This is a genomic window from Psychrobacter sp. ASPA161_6 (assembly GCF_051970285.1).
GTDB classification, from domain to species: Bacteria; Pseudomonadota; Gammaproteobacteria; order Pseudomonadales; family Moraxellaceae; genus Psychrobacter; species Psychrobacter glaciei.
On the sequence record NZ_JBEFNJ010000001.1, the window covers coordinates 811625 to 837133 of the forward strand.

General features: G+C 44.5%; 22 protein-coding genes. 10 read left to right on the forward strand and 12 right to left on the reverse strand.

The annotated features are described in order from the left end of the window. Positions 1-31: 31 nt before the first annotated feature. Positions 32-370 (forward strand): RidA family protein, encoded by a 339-nt coding sequence (locus tag ACTQ9T_RS03360; protein WP_040642715.1) that lies wholly within the window; start codon positions 32-34, stop codon positions 368-370. A gap of 402 nt (positions 371-772) precedes the next feature. On the opposite strand, the gene ACTQ9T_RS03365 is transcribed toward ACTQ9T_RS03360, so the two are convergent. The 8 genes from ACTQ9T_RS03365 to dnaQ all read right to left on the reverse strand — a co-directional run bounded on the left by ACTQ9T_RS03365 (position 773) and on the right by dnaQ (position 9503). Continuing rightward, positions 773-1159, reverse strand: a complete 387-nt coding sequence (locus ACTQ9T_RS03365) for a DUF3144 domain-containing protein (RefSeq protein WP_352310504.1) — start codon at positions 1157-1159, stop codon at positions 773-775. Positions 1160-1243: 84 nt separating this feature from the next. Further along, positions 1244-2410, reverse strand: a complete 1167-nt coding sequence (gene metK / locus ACTQ9T_RS03370; protein ID WP_010196152.1) for a methionine adenosyltransferase — start codon at positions 2408-2410, stop codon at positions 1244-1246. A gap of 167 nt (positions 2411-2577) precedes the next feature. Then, positions 2578-3174 (reverse strand): DJ-1/PfpI family protein, encoded by a 597-nt coding sequence (locus ACTQ9T_RS03375; protein ID WP_352310503.1) that lies wholly within the window; start codon positions 3172-3174, stop codon positions 2578-2580. A gap of 90 nt (positions 3175-3264) precedes the next feature. Then, the gene (gene nth / locus ACTQ9T_RS03380) at positions 3265-3960 is read right to left on the reverse strand and encodes an endonuclease III (RefSeq protein ID WP_440464062.1); all 696 of its coding nucleotides are present in this window, start codon (positions 3958-3960) and stop codon (positions 3265-3267) included. A gap of 84 nt (positions 3961-4044) precedes the next feature. Further along, positions 4045-4878: an RnfABCDGE type electron transport complex subunit B gene (locus tag ACTQ9T_RS03385; protein ID WP_440464063.1), complete on the reverse strand. Its 834-nt coding sequence runs from the start codon at positions 4876-4878 to the stop codon at positions 4045-4047. Between the two features lie 99 nt (positions 4879-4977). Further along, positions 4978-5949, reverse strand: coding sequence for an NAD(+) diphosphatase (gene nudC, locus ACTQ9T_RS03390; protein WP_440464064.1), 972 nt, complete (start codon positions 5947-5949; stop codon positions 4978-4980). Between the two features lie 106 nt (positions 5950-6055). After that, positions 6056-7738, reverse strand: coding sequence for a hypothetical protein (locus tag ACTQ9T_RS03395; protein ID WP_440464065.1), 1683 nt, complete (start codon positions 7736-7738; stop codon positions 6056-6058). Positions 7739-7886: 148 nt separating this feature from the next. Then, positions 7887-9503: a DNA polymerase III subunit epsilon gene (gene dnaQ / locus ACTQ9T_RS03400; RefSeq protein ID WP_440464066.1), complete on the reverse strand. Its 1617-nt coding sequence runs from the start codon at positions 9501-9503 to the stop codon at positions 7887-7889. Between the two features lie 394 nt (positions 9504-9897). Between dnaQ and ACTQ9T_RS03405 the strand changes: the two genes are divergently transcribed. Then, complete coding sequence (locus ACTQ9T_RS03405; protein ID WP_440464067.1) at positions 9898-10452, forward strand: hypothetical protein; 555 nt, start codon at positions 9898-9900, stop codon at positions 10450-10452. Between the two features lie 81 nt (positions 10453-10533). Further along, the gene (locus ACTQ9T_RS03410) at positions 10534-10839 is read left to right on the forward strand and encodes a hypothetical protein (RefSeq protein ID WP_010196130.1); all 306 of its coding nucleotides are present in this window, start codon (positions 10534-10536) and stop codon (positions 10837-10839) included. Between the two features lie 226 nt (positions 10840-11065). Here ACTQ9T_RS03410 and ACTQ9T_RS03415 read toward each other — a convergent pair whose 3' ends face one another. Then, positions 11066-11530 carry a YkvA family protein gene (locus ACTQ9T_RS03415; RefSeq protein ID WP_440464068.1) on the reverse strand — a complete coding sequence of 155 codons (465 nt, stop codon included), beginning with the start codon at positions 11528-11530 and terminating at the stop codon, positions 11066-11068. Positions 11531-11845: 315 nt separating this feature from the next. On the opposite strand from ACTQ9T_RS03415, the gene ACTQ9T_RS03420 reads away from it, so the two are divergent. Continuing rightward, positions 11846-13087: an LD-carboxypeptidase gene (locus ACTQ9T_RS03420; protein WP_440464069.1), complete on the forward strand. Its 1242-nt coding sequence runs from the start codon at positions 11846-11848 to the stop codon at positions 13085-13087. Positions 13088-13308: 221 nt separating this feature from the next. Here the strand turns inward: ACTQ9T_RS03420 and ACTQ9T_RS03425 are convergent, their stop codons facing one another. Continuing rightward, positions 13309-14355, reverse strand: a complete 1047-nt coding sequence (locus tag ACTQ9T_RS03425) for a GlxA family transcriptional regulator (protein ID WP_440464070.1) — start codon at positions 14353-14355, stop codon at positions 13309-13311. Positions 14356-14554: 199 nt separating this feature from the next. Here ACTQ9T_RS03425 and ACTQ9T_RS03430 point away from each other — a divergent pair, with 199 nt between their 5' ends. From ACTQ9T_RS03430 to ACTQ9T_RS03445, 4 genes are all read left to right on the forward strand, one after another. Beyond that, complete coding sequence (locus ACTQ9T_RS03430) at positions 14555-16360, forward strand: acyl-CoA dehydrogenase (RefSeq protein WP_440464071.1); 1806 nt, start codon at positions 14555-14557, stop codon at positions 16358-16360. Positions 16361-16581: 221 nt separating this feature from the next. Beyond that, a complete protein-coding gene (locus ACTQ9T_RS03435) occupies positions 16582-17589 on the forward strand; it encodes an NADP-dependent oxidoreductase (protein ID WP_440464072.1) in 1008 nt (335 codons plus the stop codon). A gap of 3 nt (positions 17590-17592) precedes the next feature. Then, positions 17593-18375: an SDR family NAD(P)-dependent oxidoreductase gene (locus ACTQ9T_RS03440; protein ID WP_440464073.1), complete on the forward strand. Its 783-nt coding sequence runs from the start codon at positions 17593-17595 to the stop codon at positions 18373-18375. A gap of 172 nt (positions 18376-18547) precedes the next feature. Continuing rightward, complete coding sequence (locus tag ACTQ9T_RS03445; protein ID WP_440464074.1) at positions 18548-19309, forward strand: SDR family oxidoreductase; 762 nt, start codon at positions 18548-18550, stop codon at positions 19307-19309. Positions 19310-19427: 118 nt separating this feature from the next. Here the strand turns inward: ACTQ9T_RS03445 and ACTQ9T_RS03450 are convergent, their stop codons facing one another. Then, the gene (locus ACTQ9T_RS03450; RefSeq protein ID WP_352310493.1) at positions 19428-20687 is read right to left on the reverse strand and encodes an alkane 1-monooxygenase; all 1260 of its coding nucleotides are present in this window, start codon (positions 20685-20687) and stop codon (positions 19428-19430) included. A 351-nt stretch (positions 20688-21038) separates the two neighbouring features. On the opposite strand from ACTQ9T_RS03450, the gene ACTQ9T_RS03455 reads away from it, so the two are divergent. Next, positions 21039-22205 carry an AraC family transcriptional regulator gene (locus ACTQ9T_RS03455; RefSeq protein ID WP_440464075.1) on the forward strand — a complete coding sequence of 389 codons (1167 nt, stop codon included), beginning with the start codon at positions 21039-21041 and terminating at the stop codon, positions 22203-22205. A gap of 396 nt (positions 22206-22601) precedes the next feature. Continuing rightward, on the forward strand, positions 22602-22814 hold the full coding sequence (locus ACTQ9T_RS03460) for a hypothetical protein (RefSeq protein WP_440464076.1): 213 nt from the start codon (positions 22602-22604) through the stop codon (positions 22812-22814). Positions 22815-22845: 31 nt separating this feature from the next. On the opposite strand, the gene uvrA is transcribed toward ACTQ9T_RS03460, so the two are convergent. Next, the gene (gene uvrA, locus ACTQ9T_RS03465) at positions 22846-25407 is read right to left on the reverse strand and encodes an excinuclease ABC subunit UvrA (RefSeq protein WP_440464077.1); all 2562 of its coding nucleotides are present in this window, start codon (positions 25405-25407) and stop codon (positions 22846-22848) included. Positions 25408-25509: the final 102 nt, after the last annotated feature.

Sequence of the window (25509 nt, forward strand, 5' to 3'; positions counted from 1 at the left end):
TTAAATCAATAATTTGAAGGGATATAAAATGATCAAAAAACTACACAGCACTCAGCGCATGAGCAGAATTGTCGTCCACAACCAGACCGTATATTTGTGTGGTCAAGTGGGCAATGCAGAAGACGATATCAAAGCACAAACTTTGACGTGTTTAGAAAAAATCCAAACGCTGCTAGAGGAAGTCGGTAGTGATAAATCAAAACTACTATCAGTGACGGTTTGGATCAAAGATATGGCAGACTTTGCTGCTATGAATGAAGTCTACGACAAATGGTTTGAAGGCATTCAGCCTCCAGCCCGTGCTTGTGGCGAGTCAGCACTAGCACGTCCTGAGCTATTGGTTGAGATGATCGCTATCGCTGCTGAGTAGTAGACTGAACGTAGTATTTATATTAAACGAAAAGGACATGATAGCGATATCATGTCCTTTTTTATGTTGTGCTCAATATATGCACAGGCTTTCATGCTATGGTCGATAACCAGCATCCAAGAATATAGTCAATCCACTATAGTCAGTGAAAAGTAATATCAGCAGTATCGTAGCGTTCTTGGGGTATTTTGACTATATAAAAGAGTGACAGCATTAGCCTCGTTTGAAGTATTACATCTACACTCGGTCGCCTTGTATTTCTTCTAAATTGAATGGACTATAAGCTTAACTACTCAGGGTTAATAAAAAACCCAAGCCTACAATTAGGCTTGGGTTTAATATCTAATGATCTTTAAGCCTGTCATAAAGCATAATTGCTATGTTTTAAGCGTTTAAAAAGACTTATTTAGCGACTTTATCATCTTGATTTAGCTGAACGTATTTATCAAAGTTTTGTGCATAATCGGTTAAGTTGTCGCTTAGCATTTGACGATACTGTTTGACATAGAACTCAACAATATCGTCTTTTTCTTTGGCAAAATCGTCACCTTTTACAAAGCCAATAGACGCAACTGAAGCGCTATAACGTGCCGCAGCATACAACAAAGACGCGCCTACTTGACCTGAATGAGCATCAGAACCCAACTGACTGTTGGCGATACCGATGATGGCATCGGCACGTTGATAAAACGCCTGCATTTCAGGGGTGATTTCAACGCTAGCATCAACATTGCTGTCTTTAATGTTGTTGTCTTGAGGGTTGCTGTCTTGAATATTGTCTTGAGACATAAGCGATTCCTAATAAGTATCGGTAATTTTAGATTTATAGAGACGGTCTGTTTGTAAGAGACTAAGGGACATCAGGTAATATTTTTACAACCCTGCGTCTGCTTTTAAGATTTCAGCTTTGTCTGTTTTTTCCCACGTAAAGGCAGTTTCAGAGCCGGGACGACCGAAATGCCCAAACGTCGCAGTCTGCTGATACATAGGTTGCAATAAGTTCAGCATACGGGTAATGCCATAAGGGCGCAGATCAAAATGGGTGCGAATCAGGCGAATGATCTCATCATGGCTGATGTTGCTGGTACCAAAGGTGTTGACCGAGATAGATGTCGGTTCAGCGACCCCAATGGCATAGCTCACTTGCACTTCACAGCGATCAGCCAGCCCAGCAGCGACGATGTTTTTGGCCACATAACGCACAGCATAAGCAGCGCTGCGATCTACTTTTGAAGGGTCCTTGCCACTAAAGGCACCGCCGCCATGACGTGCCATGCCGCCATAAGTATCAACGATGATTTTACGACCTGTCAATCCAGCATCACCAACCGGCCCACCAATGACAAATTTGCCCGTGGGATTGATGTGGTAGCGTGTGCCAGCATGCAGTAGGTCTGCTGGCAATACTTGCTTAATGATAGATTCCATAATCGCTTCTTGCAAATCTGCTTGCGAGATGCTGGGATCATGCTGGGTCGATAGAACGACAGCATCGATAGCAACGGGACGAGTGCCATCATATTTTAGGGTAACTTGCGCCTTGGCATCGGGACGCAACCATGGCAGATCACCTGCGCGGCGTAGCTCAGACTGACGCTCCATCAAGCGATGAGCATATTCAATAGCGGCTGGCATCAATACTTCAGTCTCGTTGCTGGCGTAGCCAAACATCAAGCCTTGATCGCCTGCACCTTGCTCTTCAGGATCGCTACGATCAACACCCTGGGCAATTTCTGGAGATTGCTTACCCAGCATGTTAATAACCGCACACGTCTCGCCATCAAAACCCAAGTCAGAATGGTGATAACCGATACCGTTGACAGTATCACGCACGATACGTTCGACGTCGATATTTGCCGTTGTGGTCACTTCACCAGCCAATATCACGGCACCGGTTTTAACCAAGGTTTCGCAGGCAACGCGGGCATGGAGATCTTCACGTAAGATGGCATCAAGAATAGCGTCTGAGATTTGGTCAGCCATTTTATCAGGATGGCCTTCGCTCACAGATTCTGAGGTAAATAAGTTGTATTCGCGCATAGTTGGATCGCTTAATGGCAAGGACTGTAATCTATAAACTCAGTCAGGATTAAATGTTAACGGAAAAATAAGGCAAAATTGAATCAAAAAATTATGACATTTTACCGTGAATCGAGTTAAAACTCTAGCGATGGATAGTATTATGAAGTAACTGGGCATGGATTGGATTAACCATGGTAAAAGTCATCAATATCGCTATTTTCTTGCCAGCGATATTCAGTATAGTTAGCGATCTGACGAGCCGTCTCTATGTCATGTCTGTCAGCGATAAAGCCAAGCGCCATATCCATGCCAGCACTAACCCCTGAAGAAGTATAAAACTTGCCATCGATGACCCAGCGCGCTTGCTCTACCCAATGGACTTTATCAGACTGCGTTATTACCCATTGCCATGAGAGCTTATTAGACGTTGCACGCTTGCCATCCAAAACACCAGCTTTAGCCAATAATGCGCTACCCGTACAAACGCTAAGCGCCCAATCAGCGTGTTCAACCAGTGTGGTAAGCGCTTGCAAAAACGGTCTATGATTGATCTGCTGGCGAGTACCCATTCCGCCAACCATCAATACAATATCAGTCTGATACGCCAATTCTGTGACAGCGACCGTCTGCATCGCAACGCCATGTTTACTGTGAATGATACCACCACTCAGCGAGGCAAATTGCAGACGATAATGCTCAGGCAAGCAGCCAAACATCTCGATAGGTCCAAACAGATCCAAGGTCTCAAAATCGTCAAATAGTAGGGCGGTCAGCGTATGCATTGGGCTTCCTCAATTCTAAATAAAGAGTGTTTGTACTTCTGAAAGCTGTAATCCTTAAAACTATAATTCTGAAAGCTGTAATCCTTAAAACTACAGTTCCAAAAACTTGGCTTTGTCCTTAAACATACATTCGTCATAGACAGGGCAAGCACCGCATTTGGGTGTACGTGCTTGACAAGTATAGCGCCCATGTAAGATAAGATAATGATGCGCATCTACGATAAAGTCGTCTGGGATACGTTCGACCAGCTTCTTTTCAACGATTAACACGTTTTTGCCCGTGGCAAGGCCAGTACGATTGCCCACACGAAAGATATGCGTATCGACTGCCATAGTTGGCTGCCCAAAAGCAGTATTTAAGACCACATTGGCGGTTTTGCGTCCAACGCCAGCGAGCGATTCTAAGTCCTTACGATTATCAGGAACGGTACTATCAAACTTCTCAATCAAATCTTGGCAGGTTTTGATAACGTTTTTGGCTTTGGCATTATATAAGCCAATATTTTTTATATAGGATTTTAAACCCTCTTCACCCAATGCCAAGATTGCTTCAGGGGTATTCGCCACTGGATATAATTTCTGGGTGGCAATATTGACACTCACATCTGTCGCTTGCGCAGATAAGATGACTGCGATCAGTAGTTCAAAATTACTTTTATAATGTAATTCCGTCACTGGCTCATCAATCGTCGCTGCCAACTTTTCAAAGAATGAACGGACGTCACGATTGGGCATGCGCCGCGATGGTGGGGTATCGGCAGTTTTGTGTTTGACGGTTTTACTCATGGTATTTTTACCATTAATTAGTCTAGGGTCTGTTGAACATTTTTAACGTGAATCCACTATATAACGCACGTATTTATAAAATGGTCATAGCTGCGCAAGCTCGGCTTGCAATGCGTCAAGATCCATTTGTTTGCTCTCATTTGGACGAGTATTTAATTGTTTTTCTAGCTTTTTGATTTTACTGCGTAGCTTGGCTGCTGCAATGGTGTTTTTTGCTTGTGCTTCACTTATATTTAACGATTGACTGGCGGCATTATTCAGTTTTGCTTCTACCATGCTGACCACAGGTCTACTATTGCTGCTATCAGCAAGCTGCTCGGTGACGCGTCTAAGATGAGTATGATAGCGCTGCCTTAAATCCTCTTGTTCTGCCTCGCGCTCAGAGATAGACAGCTCGCGCTCAATCGTGATCAAATCAATGCAATCAACTGGGCAAGGTGCGATACAAAGCTCACAGCCCGTGCACAAGTCCGTAAAGATAGTGTGCATGTGCTTGCCAGTACCAACGATAGCATCGACGGGGCAGGCGGGTATACATTTAGTACAGCCGATACAGTCATCTTCACGGATGACGGCGCGTACCTCGGTCGGCCGCGTCGATGTGGCGTCTATTGGCCACTGAGATGGTGCGGCTTTGAGGGTTGTTTCATCGCTGTCAAGAGTCACGATTTGCGCAATAGCATCGGTAACTGGTTGACCGCCCGGCACACATTTATTATACGGCTCGTTATCTACTACAATAGCAGTAGCATAAGGCAGGCAACCGTCTGGATGTTCACACAGACCGCACTGCGTCTGCGGCAGACAGGCATCAATAAGGGCAATTTTTGCTTGCATATCAGCAGGCAATATTTCGATATTCAAGGTATCGAACAGTATGGGCAGATTGATTAGGCGAATATTACTACTGCTTTGCATTTAATTAAAAACCTTAACATCGGTCATCAAGACTGGCGTTATTAACATGGATAGAGACATTAAAGTGAGGCGCTTGTATTATAGTAGATATTCAATCTACTATAGTGCGATGCCTTGTTCATGAGCAATCTGGGCGATCAGCTCGTAGGCAATGCTGCCCTTAAACGGTATTTTGGGCAAATTAGAGAGATCAAAAAAATCGGCGTGTGACAGCTCCTCTTCTTGTATTACAATATCGCCAGCCGCATAAGAAGCGCGAAAACCAAGCATTAAATTAGAAGGAAATGGCCATGGCTGACTGCTGACATAGCGAATATCTGATAGGCTGATGTTGACCTCTTCTGCTACTTCTCGCACAACCGCATGCTCTAAACTTTCACCCACTTCTACAAAACCTGCAATCAAGCCGTACATTAGGGGACGCTTTTGTTCTCCATAGCGGTGATGATGGGCGAGCAAAATTTGCATCTCTCCCGTCTGCGGATTGGGTCGAGTGATAGCCGTAATAACACAAGGCTGGACACGGGGATATTGGCGTAATCGGCATACTGGACAGACCATGGCGCGCTCATCTGCTGTGGCATGAACGACTGGGGATGCGCAGCGACTACAAAACTGCGTATCTGTCTGCCAGCGTAACAGCTGTATGGCTTGGCTAATCTGAGCTGATAAGGCGGCAGGTAACTGCGTGATAAGCTGTCGATACGGCACAAAAGCGTTCCCGCTGCTCTCTGCAATCATAGGCAATGCGATATCATGCGCTACTGCATAATCATAGGTAATGGCATTGGCTGCTTGCGCAGTGAAAGTGGCAGCGTCCTCGGTAGTTCCAGAATCAGACTCAGTCGCAACCAAACTCTCTGTACCATTATTGATACTATTATTAGCCTCAGACTGCCAGTGACTTGGTGCTAGGCTTTCGAGTAGCGCTACGTTGCCTATTTGATAGGTAGGCTGTGGCTCTTTGCCACTGTTATTGAACGGTGGTAGTTGGATGTGCAATGGCCACCAGCCGTTGCTCATTTGATGGCAGAGTACAGTATCATCACTAAATACAAAAGCGCGAGTCATAAGCAGGTTTCCAAACGGTCTAAATCAAGTGCGTAGCAAATAAGGTACGAACTTGTTTAAAGTAAAAGTTTTAAATCACTCGTCAGCGCAGATACCGCTAAAATCATTAAGCGGCTAGTAATTGGCTTAAGCTTCGTTGACCAACATTAAGCGCTTGTTTACTCACTGGACGGTTGTGCTCAAAACCATCTAAATGATGATCAACAGCCATAATCACGTCAGCGATATAAGCTAAGGTGCTGTCGTCGATGCGCTTGCCACTTTCGATACGTTGCTGTATGTAGTTGGCCAATTGGCTCAGCATACTGGCTGGTGTTAGCAGTTGTAAAAAGCGTACCGCGCCTGCTACTTGACGTAGCATTTCAGGTATGTTTTGAATGTTGAGCATATCGCGCTCAGGCTCAGATAAGTAATCGTTAATCGCTTGCTCGGCACTGGCAATGGCAGTACGGCTTTCTTGTATTAAAGTATCATAAGCTGTATTGAGCTGATGCAATGAGATATGGGGGTTATTAAGTGGCAAGTAGATCGCCCCTGGGGTATGCATCTCGGCCATGGCGATAGTAGCGTTTTCAGCATGCATCAATGCCAATAGTAGATAATCAAAATCTTCAGGCGAGGGTATACGCCATTTGCTTACTGCGTCTGCTGCTGCATTCAGGCTGGTCGCCGCATTTGACAGTCCCAACAAGCGTAATGATGAGCCCAGTACCGTCAGCTGTTCGATAATTTGTGCTGTCTGCATGTCAGCAGGATTGAGTGAATCACCGCGCGCGTAGCTATCGACATCTTCTTTAATCGTATTGATTTGCGTCTGAATGATAGCATTCAACTTATCTGTCAGCGCACGATTAGGACCGAATAAAAAGCGCTTCATTTGCTCGCGCTGTGGGCCTTCTAATTGATTGGCCGCATATTGTTCACGCAACAGTTTTGCTGCTTCGTTATCGCGCTGACAGGCAAAACTGACCAAATCAGCAAAACGCGTGTCCATGATGGGTAGATAGCTTTGGAACTGCTGCTCTAGATAAATGAGCGTATGCTTTTGGCTGAGGTTAAGTGGCAAAATGGTCGCGAGATCAGTGACCGCAGCAGTAGCGGCTTGCCAGAATAGACTGTTGCTATGAGCGGCTATCAACGCACACGCAGCACTCATGGCATCTAGATTTTGTTGAGCATCTTGGCTCACTACGCCATCTTGATTGAGCAGTGCAATCCCAAGACCACTACGATAGGCATAGGTCAGCAGCTCACTGTCGAGATTAAGCTCGTGTAAGGGCTGAAAGTTCTTTTCAGGGTTGGCAATAATGACACTACTACTACCAAATGTCGCAAAATAGTCTGCTTCGATAGGCGCGAGCTGTCCATGAGCATTAAGCTTATTAATGATAGGTAATAGCAAAGTCGGCTCTACTGACTCAGTCAATAGCACAAATTCCACATAACGATCCAGAGTCATGATGGCTTCTGACAGATCCATAATCAACGCAGTATCGTTATTATCACCACTGTTATAAAGGCGCTGTAGACCGTCGACGATGGCGGTATTCAAGACTTCTGCACCAACCAAAGAAATCAACTCAAAAATACAAGACAGCTGCTTTAGCACAGTAATAGAGTCTAATAATAAAGGAGACTGACTATTGTCATCGTTAAATTCGCTCAGATGAATCTCAGTGTCTTTAAGGGTGACGATAATTTCATCATGCAACAGATGTAGCGATGGCAGATTAAAGTCAGTAACACTAAGCGTTGGGGCAGTTAATTTCATTTGTGCAGACTGGTTCATAGTTATTTTTCCATAACGTACTGATGAAAATAGCGATCATTTAGACGATGATTTAACAGGCGTTTATGAGTAACCGATAACGCTCATGATGATAATCAAAACTATACAGTATCCAAATGTCAGTATAAAAGGTTATTTTAATCACATGCTATATGTTGGCTTTTAATTCAGAATATTCTTCGGCTAACTCGCTATACCAACTCTGATTGGCTGTCTCATCAGTGGGTGATGCTAGTAATAAAGAGGCCAAGTTGGCAAAGTGAGCATGGGCTGTCTGTCCACCGTCTGCTTGAGAGTCTTCTTCGATAGCAAGGGTGACCTGTCCACCAGTCATCGCCAGATAGACTTCGGCTAAAATCTCGGAGTCCAATAACGCCCCATGGAATGTACGGTCTTGTTTACCAACATCTAAGCGGCGCACGAGGGCATCTAGGGTGTTTTTTTGCCCCGGATATTGTTGTTTGGCCATGACTAGCGAGTCAGTCACTTTTACCCGTTGTGCAAAGTCATTCATCCCAACTTTAGCAAACTCCATGTTTAAGAAGTTCATATCAAAGGTGGCATTATGAGCGATGATTTCGGCACCGTCCATAAAGTCGTAAAGCGACTGAGCGACTTGATCAAAGGTGGGTTTGTCGGTTAAAAACGCTTCAGAGATACCATGAATGCGAATCACTTCTTCATCCATACCGCGCTGAGGATTGATATAAACGTGTAGCTTTTCGCCAGTGAATTTGCGCCCGATCATCTCGACAATACCGACTTCAATGACACGATCGCCTTTTTGCGGATCCAGCCCCGTGGTCTCGGTATCCATAATCAGCTGACGATCAGATTGGTGACGGTTTATTGGCTTGGGTAGCAATGGCTTAAAATATGGATTGGCACGGCTGGTGTCACCGTCAAATTTTGGCTCATCAGTCGGCGTATCTGGATTGTCATTATTCATTATGGTGTCAGTCGTCATCGTCTGGGCTTCTGGCATGTCTGTGGTACTCATTGGTTTGCTAGCATTGTCATGGCTTTGTTCGTCTAATAGAGGGTTGTCGAATGGTTCGTCATTGAGAACTTCTTCGTCAAGCACTTCTTCATCAAGCACTTCTTCGTCAAGCTCGTCATCCATATCTAGACCCAACGGATCATATTTCAGCCAGTCATCATTATTAGAGGTGCTTTGATTAGAGGTGCTTTGCGATTTATTAGGCATTATTTGCTCTTTTTTTTTAGCCATTTCTTGCGCATCTCTTGTCGATAAACCTTCACTGCTGGACGTCACGCCTAAGTTTGCCAGCTCGTCCGCTTTTTCATTGCCTGCATGTCCAGCGTGACCCTTCACCCAATGCCAGTCAACGTCGCGCTGTTGGCATAACGCGTCTAATTGTTGCCAAAGATCTTGGTTGGCAACAGGTTTTTTACTGGCTGTTTTCCAGCCTCGTTTTTTCCAGCCTTCAATCCATTCAGTAATGCCTTTTTTGACATAGCTAGAGTCTGTCCAAATCTCAAGATTGTGCTCATGTGGACTATGGGTCAATGCTTGTATCGCACCCATCAATTCCATACGATTATTGGTGGTTTCTTTCGTGCCGCCATATAAATCCTGCGTACGCCCATCACTGAATATCAAATGCGCGCCCCAACCACCAGCGCCCGGGTTGCCTTTGCAGGCGCCATCGGTGTAGGCCACCGTGGTATTTTTTTTGGCGGCCAACGGATCAATCGCGTGGTCCTTATGGCTATGTGGCGTAGAAGTGCGATTGTCTGACATAAAAAATGTATGACCTAATAAGTGATTAACGTAGGATAGACTTAAGCGGTTTTTCGAGCGCCATCAAAACAGTGGTGGCGCATCATTCAAATGCGTTTGAGTATAACAAATCTATCGTTGATATGGGCAATCGTAATGCACAAAATCGCAAAACCACATATCATAATAGTAAGCCTTTCGTTTTCTGTTAAAATAGGCAGAATTGTTGTAAGGAAACGAGCCTCTGACGGCATGAGTATCAGCCTACTCACATTTTAAAGTAGCGTGAATAGTTACTTAAAGGGCAGTTTCAATGGCTGCTTTTTCCTCATAATTTACGAACAGCACTGATTAACGACAGCTTTCTTCCTATCTTCCTAAAAGTTTTAATGCACGAATGCAGGATAACCCTATTATGTCCTTACGCTCAAACGTTTTTTATAAAAGATTAACGCTGTTGATGGTCAGTATCACTGCGAGTAGCGCGTTACTGTTGAGCGCTTGCAATGATACTAGCACCCAAGCCGATACCGACGTAGTTGAAGCGGCAGCAGATCTGTCTGTCTTTGAAGGCTGCTATACGGTCAGTCATGATGAGCCTGCGCAAATAAAAATCAGTCAGCAGGGTGGCACATGGATGATGCAAATGAAAGAGCCGGCAAGTAGCGGGCGCGTCTGGGATGACGCCGAGCCGTTAGAAGTGCTTGAAAATAGCGAGATACCCACGTTTTTCTCTATAGATCCTGATAATGTTGACGCTGTCATTGGCCGTCCCGATAGAGTGCTGGTACTGGCTCATGTGAAGCCTGTCTATGCCAATATCGATCCGCTATTGGACAGTGAGTATTTGTCGTATATTTATCGCGGTGCCAATACTATCTATCGCGTAGAGTGTGATGACGTTAATACTGATATTTTAGCCAATCCGCATGCCAATATTATTATTGATAATGTTGGTACAGGCAGCTAAGCATAGGTCATCGATTATAGACAATTTTTTGTCATAAGCAGTCTTTTCTTATAAGTAGTTAAGTCACTAGAGTCAGGTAATATGAATTTTTTTAGTTATGTGGTGTTGGGTGGGTTTTCTTATGCTGCTGGTTGGGCGATAAGAACCTATGTATTAAACAAAAAACCTGAACCTGAGCAGCCTTACAATCTTAAGCATCCAGCTATCTTGGCGTATTTGGGCGGGTTCTTTATTGTTATGCTGATTGTCTCATGGCTCATCGGTCGCTACGTGCTTGGACATACCGCTATCGATTTCCCGTTCATCATTATAAACAGCCTCGTTGCGACCTTTGTTTATTCATTCGGTCTCAATCCAGAAAAAGCCCGTTATGATGTGCCGGATTGATAAAATTTTGAAAAAGTAAAATAGATAAAAATGTCGTTAATCTAGGGCGTGTCCTCATTTAGATACAATCGCTTGAATTGAGAACGCGCCCTAATACGAAGAAACGGTCAATGAATAGCTCATTGACCGTTTCTTTATTATTAATGTTAATTTAAAAAAGCACTCTGGATATGTAATTAATATCGATTATCAGAAAGCTATCACTACTTTTTGGACTCTTTATTTGTTACTTTTTTTCGGTGTCCTTAGTCTTATCTTCTAGCTTTTTATCGGTCGGCTTTGAGGCAGCGTCTTTACTAGACTCTTCATCTTTAGAGGCTGTTTGTTGATCTTTCCAAGTTTTGTACTTGCGTAAGTCTTTTTCCATGAGCTTGAGACAAAATTTCAGCACCAACGCATCATCGATTTGACCGATAAAGGGAATAAAATCCGGAATAATATCAATAGGATTTAGCACATAGAGCAGACCGACCACTCCCGCAGAAATGGTTTTATAGGGAATGTTGCGATAGTTGCCTTTATAATAATCTTTAACTAAACTCATCAGCAGTAGCAAATCCTTGGCATAACGCTCAAGGCCGCGACCATTTTCAAGTTGGTCATTTATTTTGTCTTCTTTACCCAAGATGATTCTAATACTATCCATTAGGCTTTTATTGTCTTTCTCTTTCTCTTTCTCTTTGTCAGCCATGCTTATGATCCTTTTGTATTAGTAAATATTTATGGTTTATTGCGATTAATCATTCTTTACTATAACAAGAGTAGCGATTTCATCCAAATAAGACGATGGGTGATTCTGTATTGTTTTGTTGACTAGCCTAACAATGGGTTGAGCTACCCTAGACAATCTTAAACCAAATTGCCGTCTCAACTTCCGTTATAATGCAATGTTTCAAAGATAAAGGCTTAGCGCATGTTAAATGAAATCGCGTGCATTTAAACCATCAATGCTAAATAAGTATCCTTGTTAAACAAGCATTAACTGAATAGTACAAAAGGTAAAATAATGACCAAGATATCTTCTGGACTTAATCGTCGCCAATTTTTATGTCAAGTCGGAATCAGCGCAGGGGCAGGGCTGTTAGCGACCCAAAGCATTACTCAAGCGCTGGCTTCTAATACGACTGAGCAAGATAACGGCACGCAACTGACCAAAGATGATCTGCCAACGGCGTTGATGGATGAGAGCCTGCCATCAGGACAAGCACAACAAGCAGCGCCCGAAACATTGCAGGCGCAAACGAGTTGTATCACGCCAAATATTGAGACGCGGCTTTTTGCCAGCTCTAATGTCGGTGGTAGTGACGAGCGTAATGAATTGGCGTTAGATCGCATGGCTTGTGCGGGCTTTAAGGTGGATAATCCTACGATTACAAAGCGCCAGTATTTGCGCTTTGCAGGTACGGATTCGCAGCGCGCGAGTGATTTGCAAAACATCGCTACGGGTGCAATTAAAGCGCCTAAACTGCTACTTGGGGTACGTGGTGGCTATGGTGCCGTGCGTTTATTGCCGATGGTGGATTGGTCGACGCTTGGTCGTATTATGAAGGAGCGTGGCACGATACTGGCGGGCTTTAGCGATGTGACCGCGATTCAGTGTGCGCTACTGGCAAAAGGAGGCATGAGCTCGCTTGCTGCACCGATGCTTTATAGTGAGTTTGGCAAAACCAAACCCGACCAAGTCAGCTGTCGACAATTTGTGGAAGCATTAACCAATCCAAATCTGACTATCAATATACCAGATGCGTCTTTAACCAGCCCAAATTTACCCAGTATTCTGTCAAGTTCTGAGCCAAAAACGATAACGGGCACTATGTGGGGTGGCAATCTGAGCGTGGTGTCAGCGCTGGCAGGCAGTGAGTATTTGCCACGAATTGCTGGCGGTATCGTATTTTTAGAAGATGTCGGCGAGCAAGCCTATCGTATTGAGCGCATGCTGTATGATTTGTATTTAGCAGGCGTATTTAAAGATCAGCAAGCCATCGTGTTTGGCGCGTTATCGGGTAGCGGTGAGGACAGCTATGACAAGCGTTATGATGTCGCCACCGTGATTCGTCAATTGCATAAGCTGACAGAGCTACCGATTTATAGTGGCATGCGCTTTGGTCATATTGGACAAAAACACAGCTTTCCACTTGGCGCGATGTGTCAGATTAGTCCAAATACAGTCGATGGCTATCAGTTAGTATTTAGTGATTATCCCACTATTAAGTCGGACGCCATTCATGTCGAAGGCTTGTGGCAATAAAATTTAGGTCTATAGTCGAATCCAAATAAATCAGTTACATGGCTATCAAGTTGCTCAATGAAAAGTTGTTTTTCTTGCGTGCTGTGCCTACGCCGACAGATGCTGCGCAAAACAACTTTTCATCTCGCTGTATCGTTTTTATATCGAATTAACTACATAAAATTTTTGCTGTGATAAATTTGCTTCAGCAACGTATTACTTTGAAAAAATACACTATAAAGTTAAATCGCCAGTCTCGAAAATTTATCCTGATATTCTTTGGGGGTCAGCTCAGTAGCGCGTTTAAAAAGCCTAGTAAATGATGAGATATCATCGTAGCCAACTTGCTCAGCGAGTGATTTTATCGTCACATCGCCCAATTCCAGTAAGCGCTTGGCCTGCTCAATTCTAACCGCTTGAATATACTCAATCGGACGCATCGCAACGCAAGATTGAAAGCGTCTATTTAACGTGCGTGGGGTAATATTTACCATGGCTGCCAAATTGCTCACCTGCATAGATTGCTTGAAGTTTTCCTCGATAAATTCTTGTACTTGCTTAACCAGCTGATCTGAATGTGGTTTATGCAATGTCACATTGGTATAGCTGTTTTGATTGCCTCTTTTACTGTCAATAATCTGGGTTTTTGCCACTTGGGTAGAAATCTCACGCCCGCAATACCGCTCAATTAATAGCAATCCCAAGTCATAAAAGGCGCTACCACCTGCCGCACAAAATATATTGCCTGATTGGTGTGCTGAATCACTTTTTGGCTGGTTCTTTGATGGGTTCTTTGATTGAGTGACAAATTGATTCTCTTGCAAATCAACCAGTGGAAAATCTGCCTTAAACTTACTGGCATAGCCCCAATGGGTGGTCGCTACTTTGCCATCGAGCAAGCCTGCTTTTGCTAAAAAGAAAGCTCCGCTACAATTACTAGCGATATCCGCCTTGGTATTCGCCAGTCGCTTGATGTGTGGAATTAAATCGCTATTTTGGCTCAATACTTTATCAATTGAATCGCCAATGGTTGGAATTAATAGTAAGTCGCACTCTGTGACTTCCTGAATATCGCAATGCGCTCGCATAATCAAACGGTTGCTGCATCTGATATCCGCGCCACCTAAGCTTGCAATCTGCACGTCAAACCTTGGTTCTACTGCCTCATCCAAAAACCGTTGCCAGCTGACGCCAGTAAATGAAAATAAATCTAGCGCCCCAGCGAGCACACTGCCAAGCACGCCATCGAAGCCAACGATAATCACTTTAAATGGTTTGAAGTAGGGCAAAATTTGGCTTCCTTTGAGTGTATGCAAATTTATAGCTGATATTCACCAGCCGCACGATACGTAATTTGAAATTCACTCACTATAGGTTAGAGAAGATGTCTTATTTGACCATAATTATGTCATAAATGACAATACGGCAAGGCGTTAAATTAGATTAATATCAATGAATCACCAAATTTAATGAGTTAACGAGAATACTATGGCAGCAGATACGCTTATCAATGACTTTGAGTTACCGTTCCAACTATATGATGTATTGGGCACTGAACATTTAACCGAGCATCCGAAGTTTGCAGAACACAGCCGCGAAACCTTCGATGCGGTACTCGACACCGCCAATAAAATCGCGACCAATTTATTCTTGCCCCATAACCATGTGGCAGATAAAAACGAGCCACAGTTCGATGGCAAAAAAGTCAGCATGATAAGTGACGTAAAAGTCGCCTTTGATGCGTTTCGTGAGTCGGGCTTTATAGCGGGTCGTTATAGCTTTGACGATGGCGGCATGCAATTACCCGAAACCGTGATGACCGCAGTGGCAGGCTATTTTATGGCGGCCAACCCATCAACGACGGCTTATCCGTTTTTGACCACGGCGGCGATTAATGTCATTTCACATTTCGCCAGTGATGAGATTAAAAATGCCTTTATGCCGCGTATGCTAACGGGTGAATTTACCGGCACAATGGCATTAACTGAGCCACATGCTGGCTCATCGCTTGCCGATATCAAAACCACGGCAGTAAAACAAGACGACGGCAGCTATCGTGTCAAAGGCAGCAAGATTTATATCTCAGCAGGCGATCATGAATTGTCTGACAATATCGTGCATTTGGTATTAGCTAAAGTGCCGGGCGGTCCTGGTGGCGTCAAAGGTATTTCTTTATTTGCCGTGCCGAAGTATCGTCTGAATGATGATTCATCAGTAGGCGAGCGTAATGACGTGCATTTAACGGGTCTTATTCATAAGCTGGGCTATCGAGGCGCGACTTCTACCGCATTAAGCTTTGGCGATGCAGGCGAGTGCTATGGCTATCTTATCGGCGAAGAGCATTTCGGCTTGCGCTACATGTTTAAGATGATGAATGAAGCACGTATCGCGGTTGGCTTTGGCGCCGCGATGATTGGCTATCGTGGTTATCAATACTCGCTTGATTATGCCAAAGACAGAACGCAGGGCAGAATTGCACCGAATAACAAACCTGAAGATGCAGCAACAGCGATTATCCAGCATGGCGATGTGAAGCGTATGTTGCTTGCGCAAAAAGCCTATAGCGAGGGCGGCATATCACTGTGTTTATATGGCTCAAACCTTATCGACCGTATCAATACTTGTGAAGATGCAACACTAAAAGCTGAGCTATCAGAACTGCTGGATTTACTCACCCCAGTATTAAAAGCATGGCCCTCTGAATATGGTCCCAAAGCCAATGATTTAGGCATTCAAGTATTGGGCGGTGCAGGCTATACGCGCGAGTATCAAGCCGAGCAGTTTTGGCGTGACAATCGTCTTAATCCCATTCATGAAGGCACAAATGGCGTGCAAGCGTTAGATTTGTCATTCCGTAAGTTATGGCAAAACAAGGGTCTTGGTATTCAAATTCTCAAACGTGAAATTACCCAAGACTTAGAGAGCATTACCACGCCAGAAACCGCCAAACTTGCCGGTAAATTGATGCCTTATATGGGTCATCTGCATGAAGTGTTGGTGCATTTAAGCAAAATCCTGCAAACGGAAAAAGCACTTACATTAACGGGTAACGCACAAGCACTAATGAATATTTTTGCCTCTATCGTGGTCAGCTGGATTTGGATTCGCCAAGCTAGCAAAGCGGAACAGTTGTTAAGTGATACAACCGACGTTGAAAAGCAAAACTTCTATCATGGCAAACTACAAGCAGCAAAATACTTTATCGATTGGGAATTGCCGTTAATCAATCGCGACATCGAACTGCTAAATAATGACAATGCGGTATGTACCAATATGCAAGCAGAATGGTTTTAAGTAATTGTTTGGAATGTTTTCAATATAAGAACATGCCTGAACAATACGACTAATGTGATGCTGGGATGAATTTTTCGAAGCCTCTGGAGTGCAAAGCGCACAGCAAGCGAGAAAAATTTATCCCAGAAGAACGCTTTTTAATATATTTGGCTTATTTTGAATAAACTCTTTTTAAGCAAACGATACCAATGGCTTTTTATAAAAATTTAAAGGAATAAATAATGACAACAATGAATAAGCAGTGGCGCTTAAAAGAAAGACCTGTTGGCGCACCGAGTGCGGAGACTTGGGATTATACTGAGTCAGAACTACCGACTATCACAGACGGTCAGTTACTGATAAAAATTGAATATATCTCGATGGATCCAGCGATGCGTGGCTGGTTAAACGATGCCAAATCTTATATCGAGCCGGTACAGATTGGTGATGTCATGCGTGCGGGTACCGTGGGCGAAGTCATTGAAAGTAAGCATGAGAAGTTTGCCGTCGGCGATTATGTCTGTGGTCATAATGGCGTGCAGTCGTATGCGGTCAGTGATGGTACTGGGTTATACAAAGTCGACCCAAACCTTGCACCCTTATCTTATTACTTAGGCGTGCTCGGTATGCCAGGTATGACTGGCTACTTTGGCTTATTAAAAACAGGTGAGCCAAAAGCTGGCGAGACAGTCGTTGTTTCTGGTGCTGCGGGTGCGGTCGGTGGTTTGGTTGGACAGATTGCCAAACTAAAAGGCTGCCGAGTCGTTGGTATCGCGGGCGGTGCTGAGAAATGTAAATTCTTAGTCGATGAGCTAGGTTTTGATGCTGCAGTAGATTATAAAAATGAGGATGTCAAAAAAGGCTTAAAGCAAGCCTGTCCAAACGGTGTCGATGTCTTCTTTGACAACGTAGGCGGCGATATCTTAAATGACGTCCTTACCCAAATTAATCTGCGCGCGCGTATCGTGATTTGCGGTGCGATTAGCCAATATAACAACACCACAGCGGTAAAAGGGCCGTCAAACTATCTATCGTTATTGGTCAATCGTGCCCGTATGGAAGGCATCGTTGTCTTTGATAATATCAAAGAGTATCCAATCGCGATGAAAGAAATTGCTGGCTGGATTCAGTCAGGTGATATGAAAGTAAAAGACCATATCGTTGAAGGTATCGAGACGTTCCCTGATACTTTGATGATGCTCTTTAACGGTGAAAACTTCGGCAAACTGGTACTTAAGGTAGAGGGATAGATCATGACACTGAATACAAACGGAATTGCATCAGATGTAACGGGCAAACGAATTTTGATCACGGGCGGTGCCTCTGGTATTGGCGCAGCAAGCGCGTTATTGCTAGCCAGTCGCGGCGCAAAAGTCGTGATCGGTGATATGGCAGAAGAGATGGGCGCAGCCGTTGCTAAGCAAGGTCAAGACGCTGGCAATAGTATCGTCTTTAAAAAGGTCGATGTGACGAGTGGCGACGAAGTGCGCGCATTATTTGTCTTTGCCATGGAAACGCTGGGTGGTCTTGATGTCGTGGTAAATAATGCGGGCATCGACCATCAGCCTGCACCGATGCATGAGCTAAGCGATGAGGACTTTGACCGTAATATTGCCGTTAATTTAAAAGGCGTTTGGCATTGTATGCGTGCGGCTGTTACTTGTATGGCAGCCAATGGCGGCGGTCATGTGATTAACGTCGCCTCTATCGCAGGGCTGCGTTCTGCACCATTACTGTCAGCGTATAGCGCCGCCAAACATGGCGTGATGGGACTGACGAAGTCTGCTGCTCATGAATATGCGCGCGTCAATATTCGTTTTAACGCCGTCTGTCCAAGCTTTATTGATACCCCTATGGTGCAAAATACCATGGCGAAGATGGGCGAGCGCGCGCAAAAAGCAACAATTAATGCCAGCCCGCTACGCCGTTTAGGGACAGTTGATGAAGTATCCGGCGCGATTGCATGGCTTGCGAGCGATGAAAGCAGCTTTATGAATGGTCATGCGTTTACCCTTGATGGTGGCATGTTGGCTTAATAGTCAAATAACTGCTAAATCATTACGGTGTTAGCCTCGCTCAATGTACTATTCGTACTATCTACGCTCGGCTGCCTTGTAATAGATTTGCAGTTTTTTGACTATAATTTATTAAGTATTTACGATAAAAAATTGAAAGTTGAATAGCTAATTCAAAACATAAGGAATAATAATGAAAGATTTATTTGATTTAACAGGCAAGATTGCTTTAGTTACTGGCGCTAGTCGTGGTATTGGCGAATCTATCGCCCGTCTATTGGCATCAAGAGGCGCACACGTCATTGTCTCTAGCCGTAAGATTGATGCTTGCCAAGCGGTCGCCGATAGCATTATCGCTGATGGTCACAAAGCCAGTGCCTTTGCGTGCCATGTCGGAAATATGGATCAGATTGATGCGATTTTTGAGCACATCAAAAGCGAGTTCGGTCAAATCGATATCTTGGTCAATAATGCCGCAGCTAACCCTTATTATGGTCATATCTTAGATACGGACTTAGCGGCTTTTGATAAGACTGTCGAAGTCAATATTCGTGGTTATTTCTTTATGTCGACGGCAGCAGGCAAGATGATGCGCGAGCAGGGCGGCGGAGTGATTTTAAATACCGCCTCGGTCAATGGCTTGGTCGCGGGTGACAAGCAAGGCATCTACTCAATTACTAAAGCTGCTGTTATTAGCATGACCAAATCTTTTGCCAAAGAATGTGGCCCATTGAATATCCGTGTCAACGCGCTATTGCCAGGTTTAACCGATACTAAGTTTGCCTCTGCTTTGACGACCAATGATAAAGTTTTAAAAATGGCGTTACATGCGATTCCATTAGGACGCGTAGCAGATCCAGATGAAATGGCTGGCACGGTTTTATATCTAGTCTCTGAGGCCTCAAGTTATACAACGGGCGCAACGATTGTTGTCGATGGTGGGATGTTGGCTTAATCCGTTTATCACTATCGCTATATTTTTATAATAAAAAACACGTTACTCAATAACGTGTTTTTTTATGTCTCAACGTTCATTACTTTTAGCTCACTACTTTTAGCTCATTGCTCTAAATTTATCTACTCGCACATTTTGATGTGAGGCGATTTAATCGCTGTAAGCCTTTTTCAATGATATTCGTCGTCCGCTGCATTAATGGACTTAATGGTTTGGGGTGCATATTAATTTTACTCATATCGTTATCATAATGTGCTCTGACACGCTTATTCATAATAGCAAACCACAATGGCGGGATATAGGCAGGCATAATCATCGTGGCATAGCCTATCGGCAGTTGCGGTGCTTCCTCAAAATGTCTGAGCAATTGATAAGCGCGGCTTGGATGCGCGTGGTGATCAGAATGGCGCTGCAATTGATACAAAAACAAATTGGTCACGGTGTGATTGCTGTTCCAGCTGTGCTCCGGTTGCGTACGCTCAAATTGCCCGTTGTCGTCTTGTTCTCTGAGCAGACCGTAGTGCTCTAGATAATTAACTACTTCTAACAGACTAAAGCCATATACTGCCTGCAACCCAATAAAGGGTAGAATCTTTTTGCCAAAAGCCTGATAAAGAGTGGCATAAAGTAACGCCGACATCGCCCAACCTTGCAACAGCTCGTTGTCTTTGTTCCAAAAGCCTTTATGTCGACGGGCGAGCCGCTCAGTTTCAATGTTTACAGCGGAACGTAGACCACCAAACACTGTGCGCGGCAAAAACTGCCAAAAGCTCTCGTTGTACTTGCTACTGGCTGGATCATTTGGGGTCGCCACCCAGCGGTGATGACCGAAATTATGCTCGATGGCGAAATGTCCATAAGCCGCTGGCGCAAGGCTGATGCGCGCCAAAGTACGGTTTAGGTGGTCAGACTTATGGCCAAGTTCATGCGCGGTATTAATCGCAATACCACTGCCGACTCCTGCCGTCAATGCCACTCCTAAACGATTATACCAAGGCAAATCTCGCTGACTATACTGATAGGCCAGCAGACCAAAAGCCATATATTGTAGCGGTATAAAAGCATGAGCAATCCACTTATAATAGGGGTCTTGGGCAAGCGCTTGCATAGCGCTATCAGGTGGGTTGCTATCATCTCGACCGACCAACACATCCGCCAGTGGAATGATACCGTGGATCAAGATAGTGCCTCCCCAAGCCAGCGCTGTATTTTTGAGCTCGAAGCCCTTTTGATCTCGTAATCCTAACGCGAACAAGCAGCCTAATAGAGGCAGTGATGGACTACACAGCCAAAACCGCCTTTTTGGGTCGCGCCATGGTGAGTTATCCATTGCATCTTGAATGATGGCATGTTCTTTAGCGCTTAATGTCTTAGTCATTATACGGTCCTTGTATAGTCAGTCCTCTGTAAATCAGATACGGTCTCAGACTTACCTAGTCTATTATTTATCGTGATTTTACGCGGTGCTTGATAGCCACATTCCTTGATAGCCACCTTTAACGATTTCGTTTATGTATCATCAATCAAGATTCTGATCATTTATTATGACCTTTGATAGCATTTAAAACGGCGTTGATTGACAAAAAAATCTCACTTTGCGTCCAAAAATGCAAATATATTCAGATTTAATTGTCGGACTTCGTTATGTTGGGAGTTTATAAATAGCCTATATATAGTAATTAACGTTGATAACGCTCTTTAAAGTGACTAGCTAGGATTGGGTTAAGACATGGATATTTTAAGTCGATTGTTTGATGAAATGCATTTGCAAAAAGTGCAATATATCACTGTCAAGGCGCGCGGCTCTTGGCAACTGGTACAGAGTAGACAAGATTATTTGACCTTTATCGTGGTTATCAGTGGCGAGGTGCATCTGTGCTATGGCAATGATAATAATGACAGGCAAGTGATCACAGCCAACAATATGATGATGTTGACCACACAAGGCAGCTATGCGTGTCAATCAGCGCCAACGGTGTCTAAGGTTACGGCTAAAACAATCATGCCTGCACACACTGAAGGTCAGATTGGCTTAGAGATTGACAATACAGATAGCGGTCATAAAGTTATTGCTCAAACTAACAATGCTCAAAGTAATCATGCTCAAAGTAATCATGCTCAAAGTAACCATGTGCAAGATAACGAGGCACAATTCATTGTGGTACGCAGTCAGTTTGACGCTGATATGGCCAGACCTTTATTATCCGCTTTGCCTACCAGTCTGCCGCCCGTGACTCAAAAGCACTCGGCCTATAATGATGTGGTGCATATTGGATTGCAATTTTTCTTATTAGAAGTGGGATTAGAACGCCCCGGCAGAACCACGATGCTTGAGCGCTTGGCTGGCATGTTGATGATTGAATGTATACGCGAGTATGTCGAACAGCTAGAAATGGCATCAGGGTCTAAAGACAGCATAAACCACACTACGGATAATACTCTAGACAGGACGCCATCGTGGATTGACCATCCATGGCAAAGAGACAATGATGCTGACCGCAGTGGTGAAAATAATGCCATTAGTAATGGAGATGGAAATGGTAATTGGCTGGCTGCCCTAAAAGATCCTTATCTATCAAACACCCTCTATCTGATGCATCGCTACCCAGAAGACGCTTGGACGCTACAGGGTTTAGCGAAGGCATCAGGGCTGTCGCGATCAGGACTCAATGAGCGCTTTAAACAGTCAGTTGGCATCACGCCGCTGGCATATCTGAGTCATTATCGCTTGCGACTGGCGGCAAGGTTTTTGCGGCAAGAGCAATATTCAATTAGCAAGATTAGCGAACTGGTAGGCTATGCGTCGGATCACTCGTTTAGTGGTGCATTCAAGCGGCGTTACGGGCAGTCACCGAGTCATTACCGCAAAGCCCATAGCAGGAAATCAAAGCCATAGCATAAATTCTCACCCCAAATAGACTGATAACTACGGGCGATTAATCGTGAGGATAACTATAGGGTCTGTTGAACATTCAAATATTAGGACTGCTGATCGCTAAAATCGCATCAAACGTTTTATCAAATCAGGCGTAAACCGATGATAATGTCGAGACCTTAGCTAGGTTTACAACAACATTTGGGGTGATTTTAGCATCAGCCCCAAGTATACAAGCAGGGGCAGGGCTATTTTTTGCCAATACATGGCGAAATTGTCTAACCTAGAACGACGAGGCGTCAAAAATTTCACTGCGTATTGTCTAAAAAATAGCCACTGCCAGTTCCACATTTGAATGTTCAACAGACCCTAAACGCGACAATAAAAACAACAATAAAAGCAACAATAAAAGCAACTATGAGAAATTCTATTAAAGATAAAAGACAGCCTCATCATGATGAAATGGTAAACAATGATATAAACACGAAGATGTGGCTATTTGTCCCAGCGACTCGAATCGATAAAGTAGCAAAAGCCTTTGCGAGCGGTGCAGATGCAGTGTTTAAAATAGTAGGTCAGATAGTCAATGCGCCCGTAATTGAGCGCTGCCGTCAGTTGCTGAGTTCATAAGAGGTTTTTTAATAGAATGTGCCTTAACAGACTAAAACAGCAAAAAAGGCGCGGTACGACTGGCTTTTGATTTTGCGACTTCTGCTGGTGTGCCTTCTGCCACAATAAGACCGCCCTCATCACCAGCGCCCGGTCCAATATCGATAATCCAATCGCTGTTACTAGCGACTTGCATGTCATGCTCAACCATAATCACAGTGTTACCAGCGTCAACGAGTCCGTTCAATTGTGCCATCAATAGCGACACATCCGAAGGGTGCAGGCCAGTTGTAGGTTCATCAAGGATATAAAGCGTGTCTCCTCGTTGTGTCCGTTGCAGTTCGGTGGCAAGCTTAATGCGCTGTGCTTCACCGCCCGAAAGCTCGGTTGCTGGCTGACCAAGCCTGAGATAACCAAGTCCGACTTTTAGCAACGCGTCTAATGCTCGTAGGATAGGTGCTTCTTCTACAAAGAATTCATAAGCAGATTCGACAGTGAGATCAAGGATTTCAGCGATGTTTTTGCCTCGATAAGTAATCTCAAGGGTTTCATCATTGTAGCGTTGCCCATGACACACTTGGCACGGTGAGTAAACGCTTGGTAGAAACAGCAGCTCAACACTCACAAAACCAACACCTTCGCAATTTGGACAGCGGCCTTTTTTAACGTTAAAGGAGAATCGACCGGCATCGTAACGTCGTGCCTTGGCTTCTGGCGTTGCTGCAAATAATTTGCGCACATGATCGAACAGTCCGGTATAAGTGGCAAGGTTTGAGCGCGGCGTACGACCGATGGCTTTTTGATCGACGGTCACCAATCGACTCACGTGTTCCATACCATTAGCAATCTTACCACTGGTCTGAGTTTCTAGCTCTTGCTCTAGTAAATCAGCTTCGCCAGTCGGTGCTTCGATGATTGTCTTCTGCCCTAATTCACTATAAATGAGATCGACCAGCGCTTGACTGACTAGACTTGATTTGCCTGAACCTGATACGCCCGTCACCGTTGTCATCACTCCCAATGGAAACGCAACGTCTAGCCTTTGCAAGTTGTTGCGTTCGATATTAACCAGCTGTAGCGAGGATTTCGCTTTTCTTGGGGTATGCTCAACCGCCCCGTCAGTCTCAAAAAGATACTGTCCTGTGCGTGATTGTGCAACGTCCCGTAAGCCTGCTACAGGGCCACTGTAAATAACTTCGCCGCCATGGGTTCCAGCCTTTGGCCCCACATCGACAATCCAATCGGCGTGCCGAATCACGCTGACGTCATGCTCAACAATAAATAACGAGTTACCAGCCGCGGTCAGCTCATCCAATGCGCCCAATAGCGCTTGAGTATCAGCAGGATGTAATCCAGCAGACGGCTCGTCAAGCACATAGACCACACCAAACAGTTTAGAGCGAATTTGGGTAGCGAGTCTTAGGCGTTGTAATTCACCCGGAGACAAGGTAGGTGTAGTGCGTTCAAGTGAAAGATACCCTAAGCCTAGCGTGGTCAACGCCTCAACTCGAGACAGAATATCACTGGCAATACGTTGAGCAACGATGGCCTTTTCTCGGTTTGGCATGTTGTCAGTCGGTTTAGTCTTGGCAGCATCCTGAAGTTTGAGCGCCATTTCGGTTAGGGTTAATTGGGACAATTCACCAATATCAAGACCCGCGAACTTCACCGATAGCGATTCTTTTTTGAGTTTTTTGCCATGGCATTCTGGACATTCAGAGATTTGCATAAACTGGGAAACGCGCTTTTTGGTGCGCGGACTTTGCGTACTGGCAAAAGAATGCAAGATGAAATTCTTTGCACTGGTAAACGTCCCTTTATAATTGGGCTTTTCACCTTTTTTAATAGCGTCGCGTACTTGTTCAATGTTGTACTCTGGATAGACAGGGACTTCTGGCGTGTCATCGGTAAAGAGAATCCAATCACGAGTTTTTTGGGGTAGGGTATTCCACGGCTTATCGATATCGTAGCCCAGTGTGGTCAGGATGCGGCTTAGGTTTTGACCTTGCCACGCAGGCGGCCAAGCGGCAATCGCACGTTCACGAATGGTTTTGGTATTGTCAGGGACTAGTAATTCTTCTGTCACCTCAAACACGCGGCCAATACCGGAGCAAGTAGGACAAGCGCCATCTGGCGTATTTGGAGAAAACGCGTCAGCGTAGAGTATGCCTTGACCAGTAGGGTATTCCCCCGCTCGCGAGTACAGCATGCGTAAACCATTTGAAATCGTCGTCACGCTACCGACCGATGAGCGTACAGATGGCGTACCTCGTTGTTGTTGCAGGGCAACAGCGGGCGGCAAACCTTCTATCGAATCGACGTCAGGCTGATCCACTTGATCGATTAAGCGTCTAGCATAGGGCGATACTGAGTCAAGATAGCGATGTTGTGACTCAGCAAAAAGAGTACCGAATGCTAACGAAGATTTGCCTGAGCCTGATATACCCGTGAATACCACAAGGGCATTACGCGGCAAATCAACATCGACGTTTTTTAGATTATGAACCCTTGCGCCTCTGACTTGGATGCTGTGAGCAGGGTCGCAAGCGATATTTTTAGTGGCATTGTCATCAACTTTTGCAGTGGGTTTTACTTTTTTATTTTTAGTGGTCATAAAACAGTTATTCCTATCAAATCGTATTTTTAGCTTTATTTTAAAAAAGAAGGGTAAAGTTTTGGCCAAGAAACTGCTTGCTAAATAGTTAGCTAATTAAGC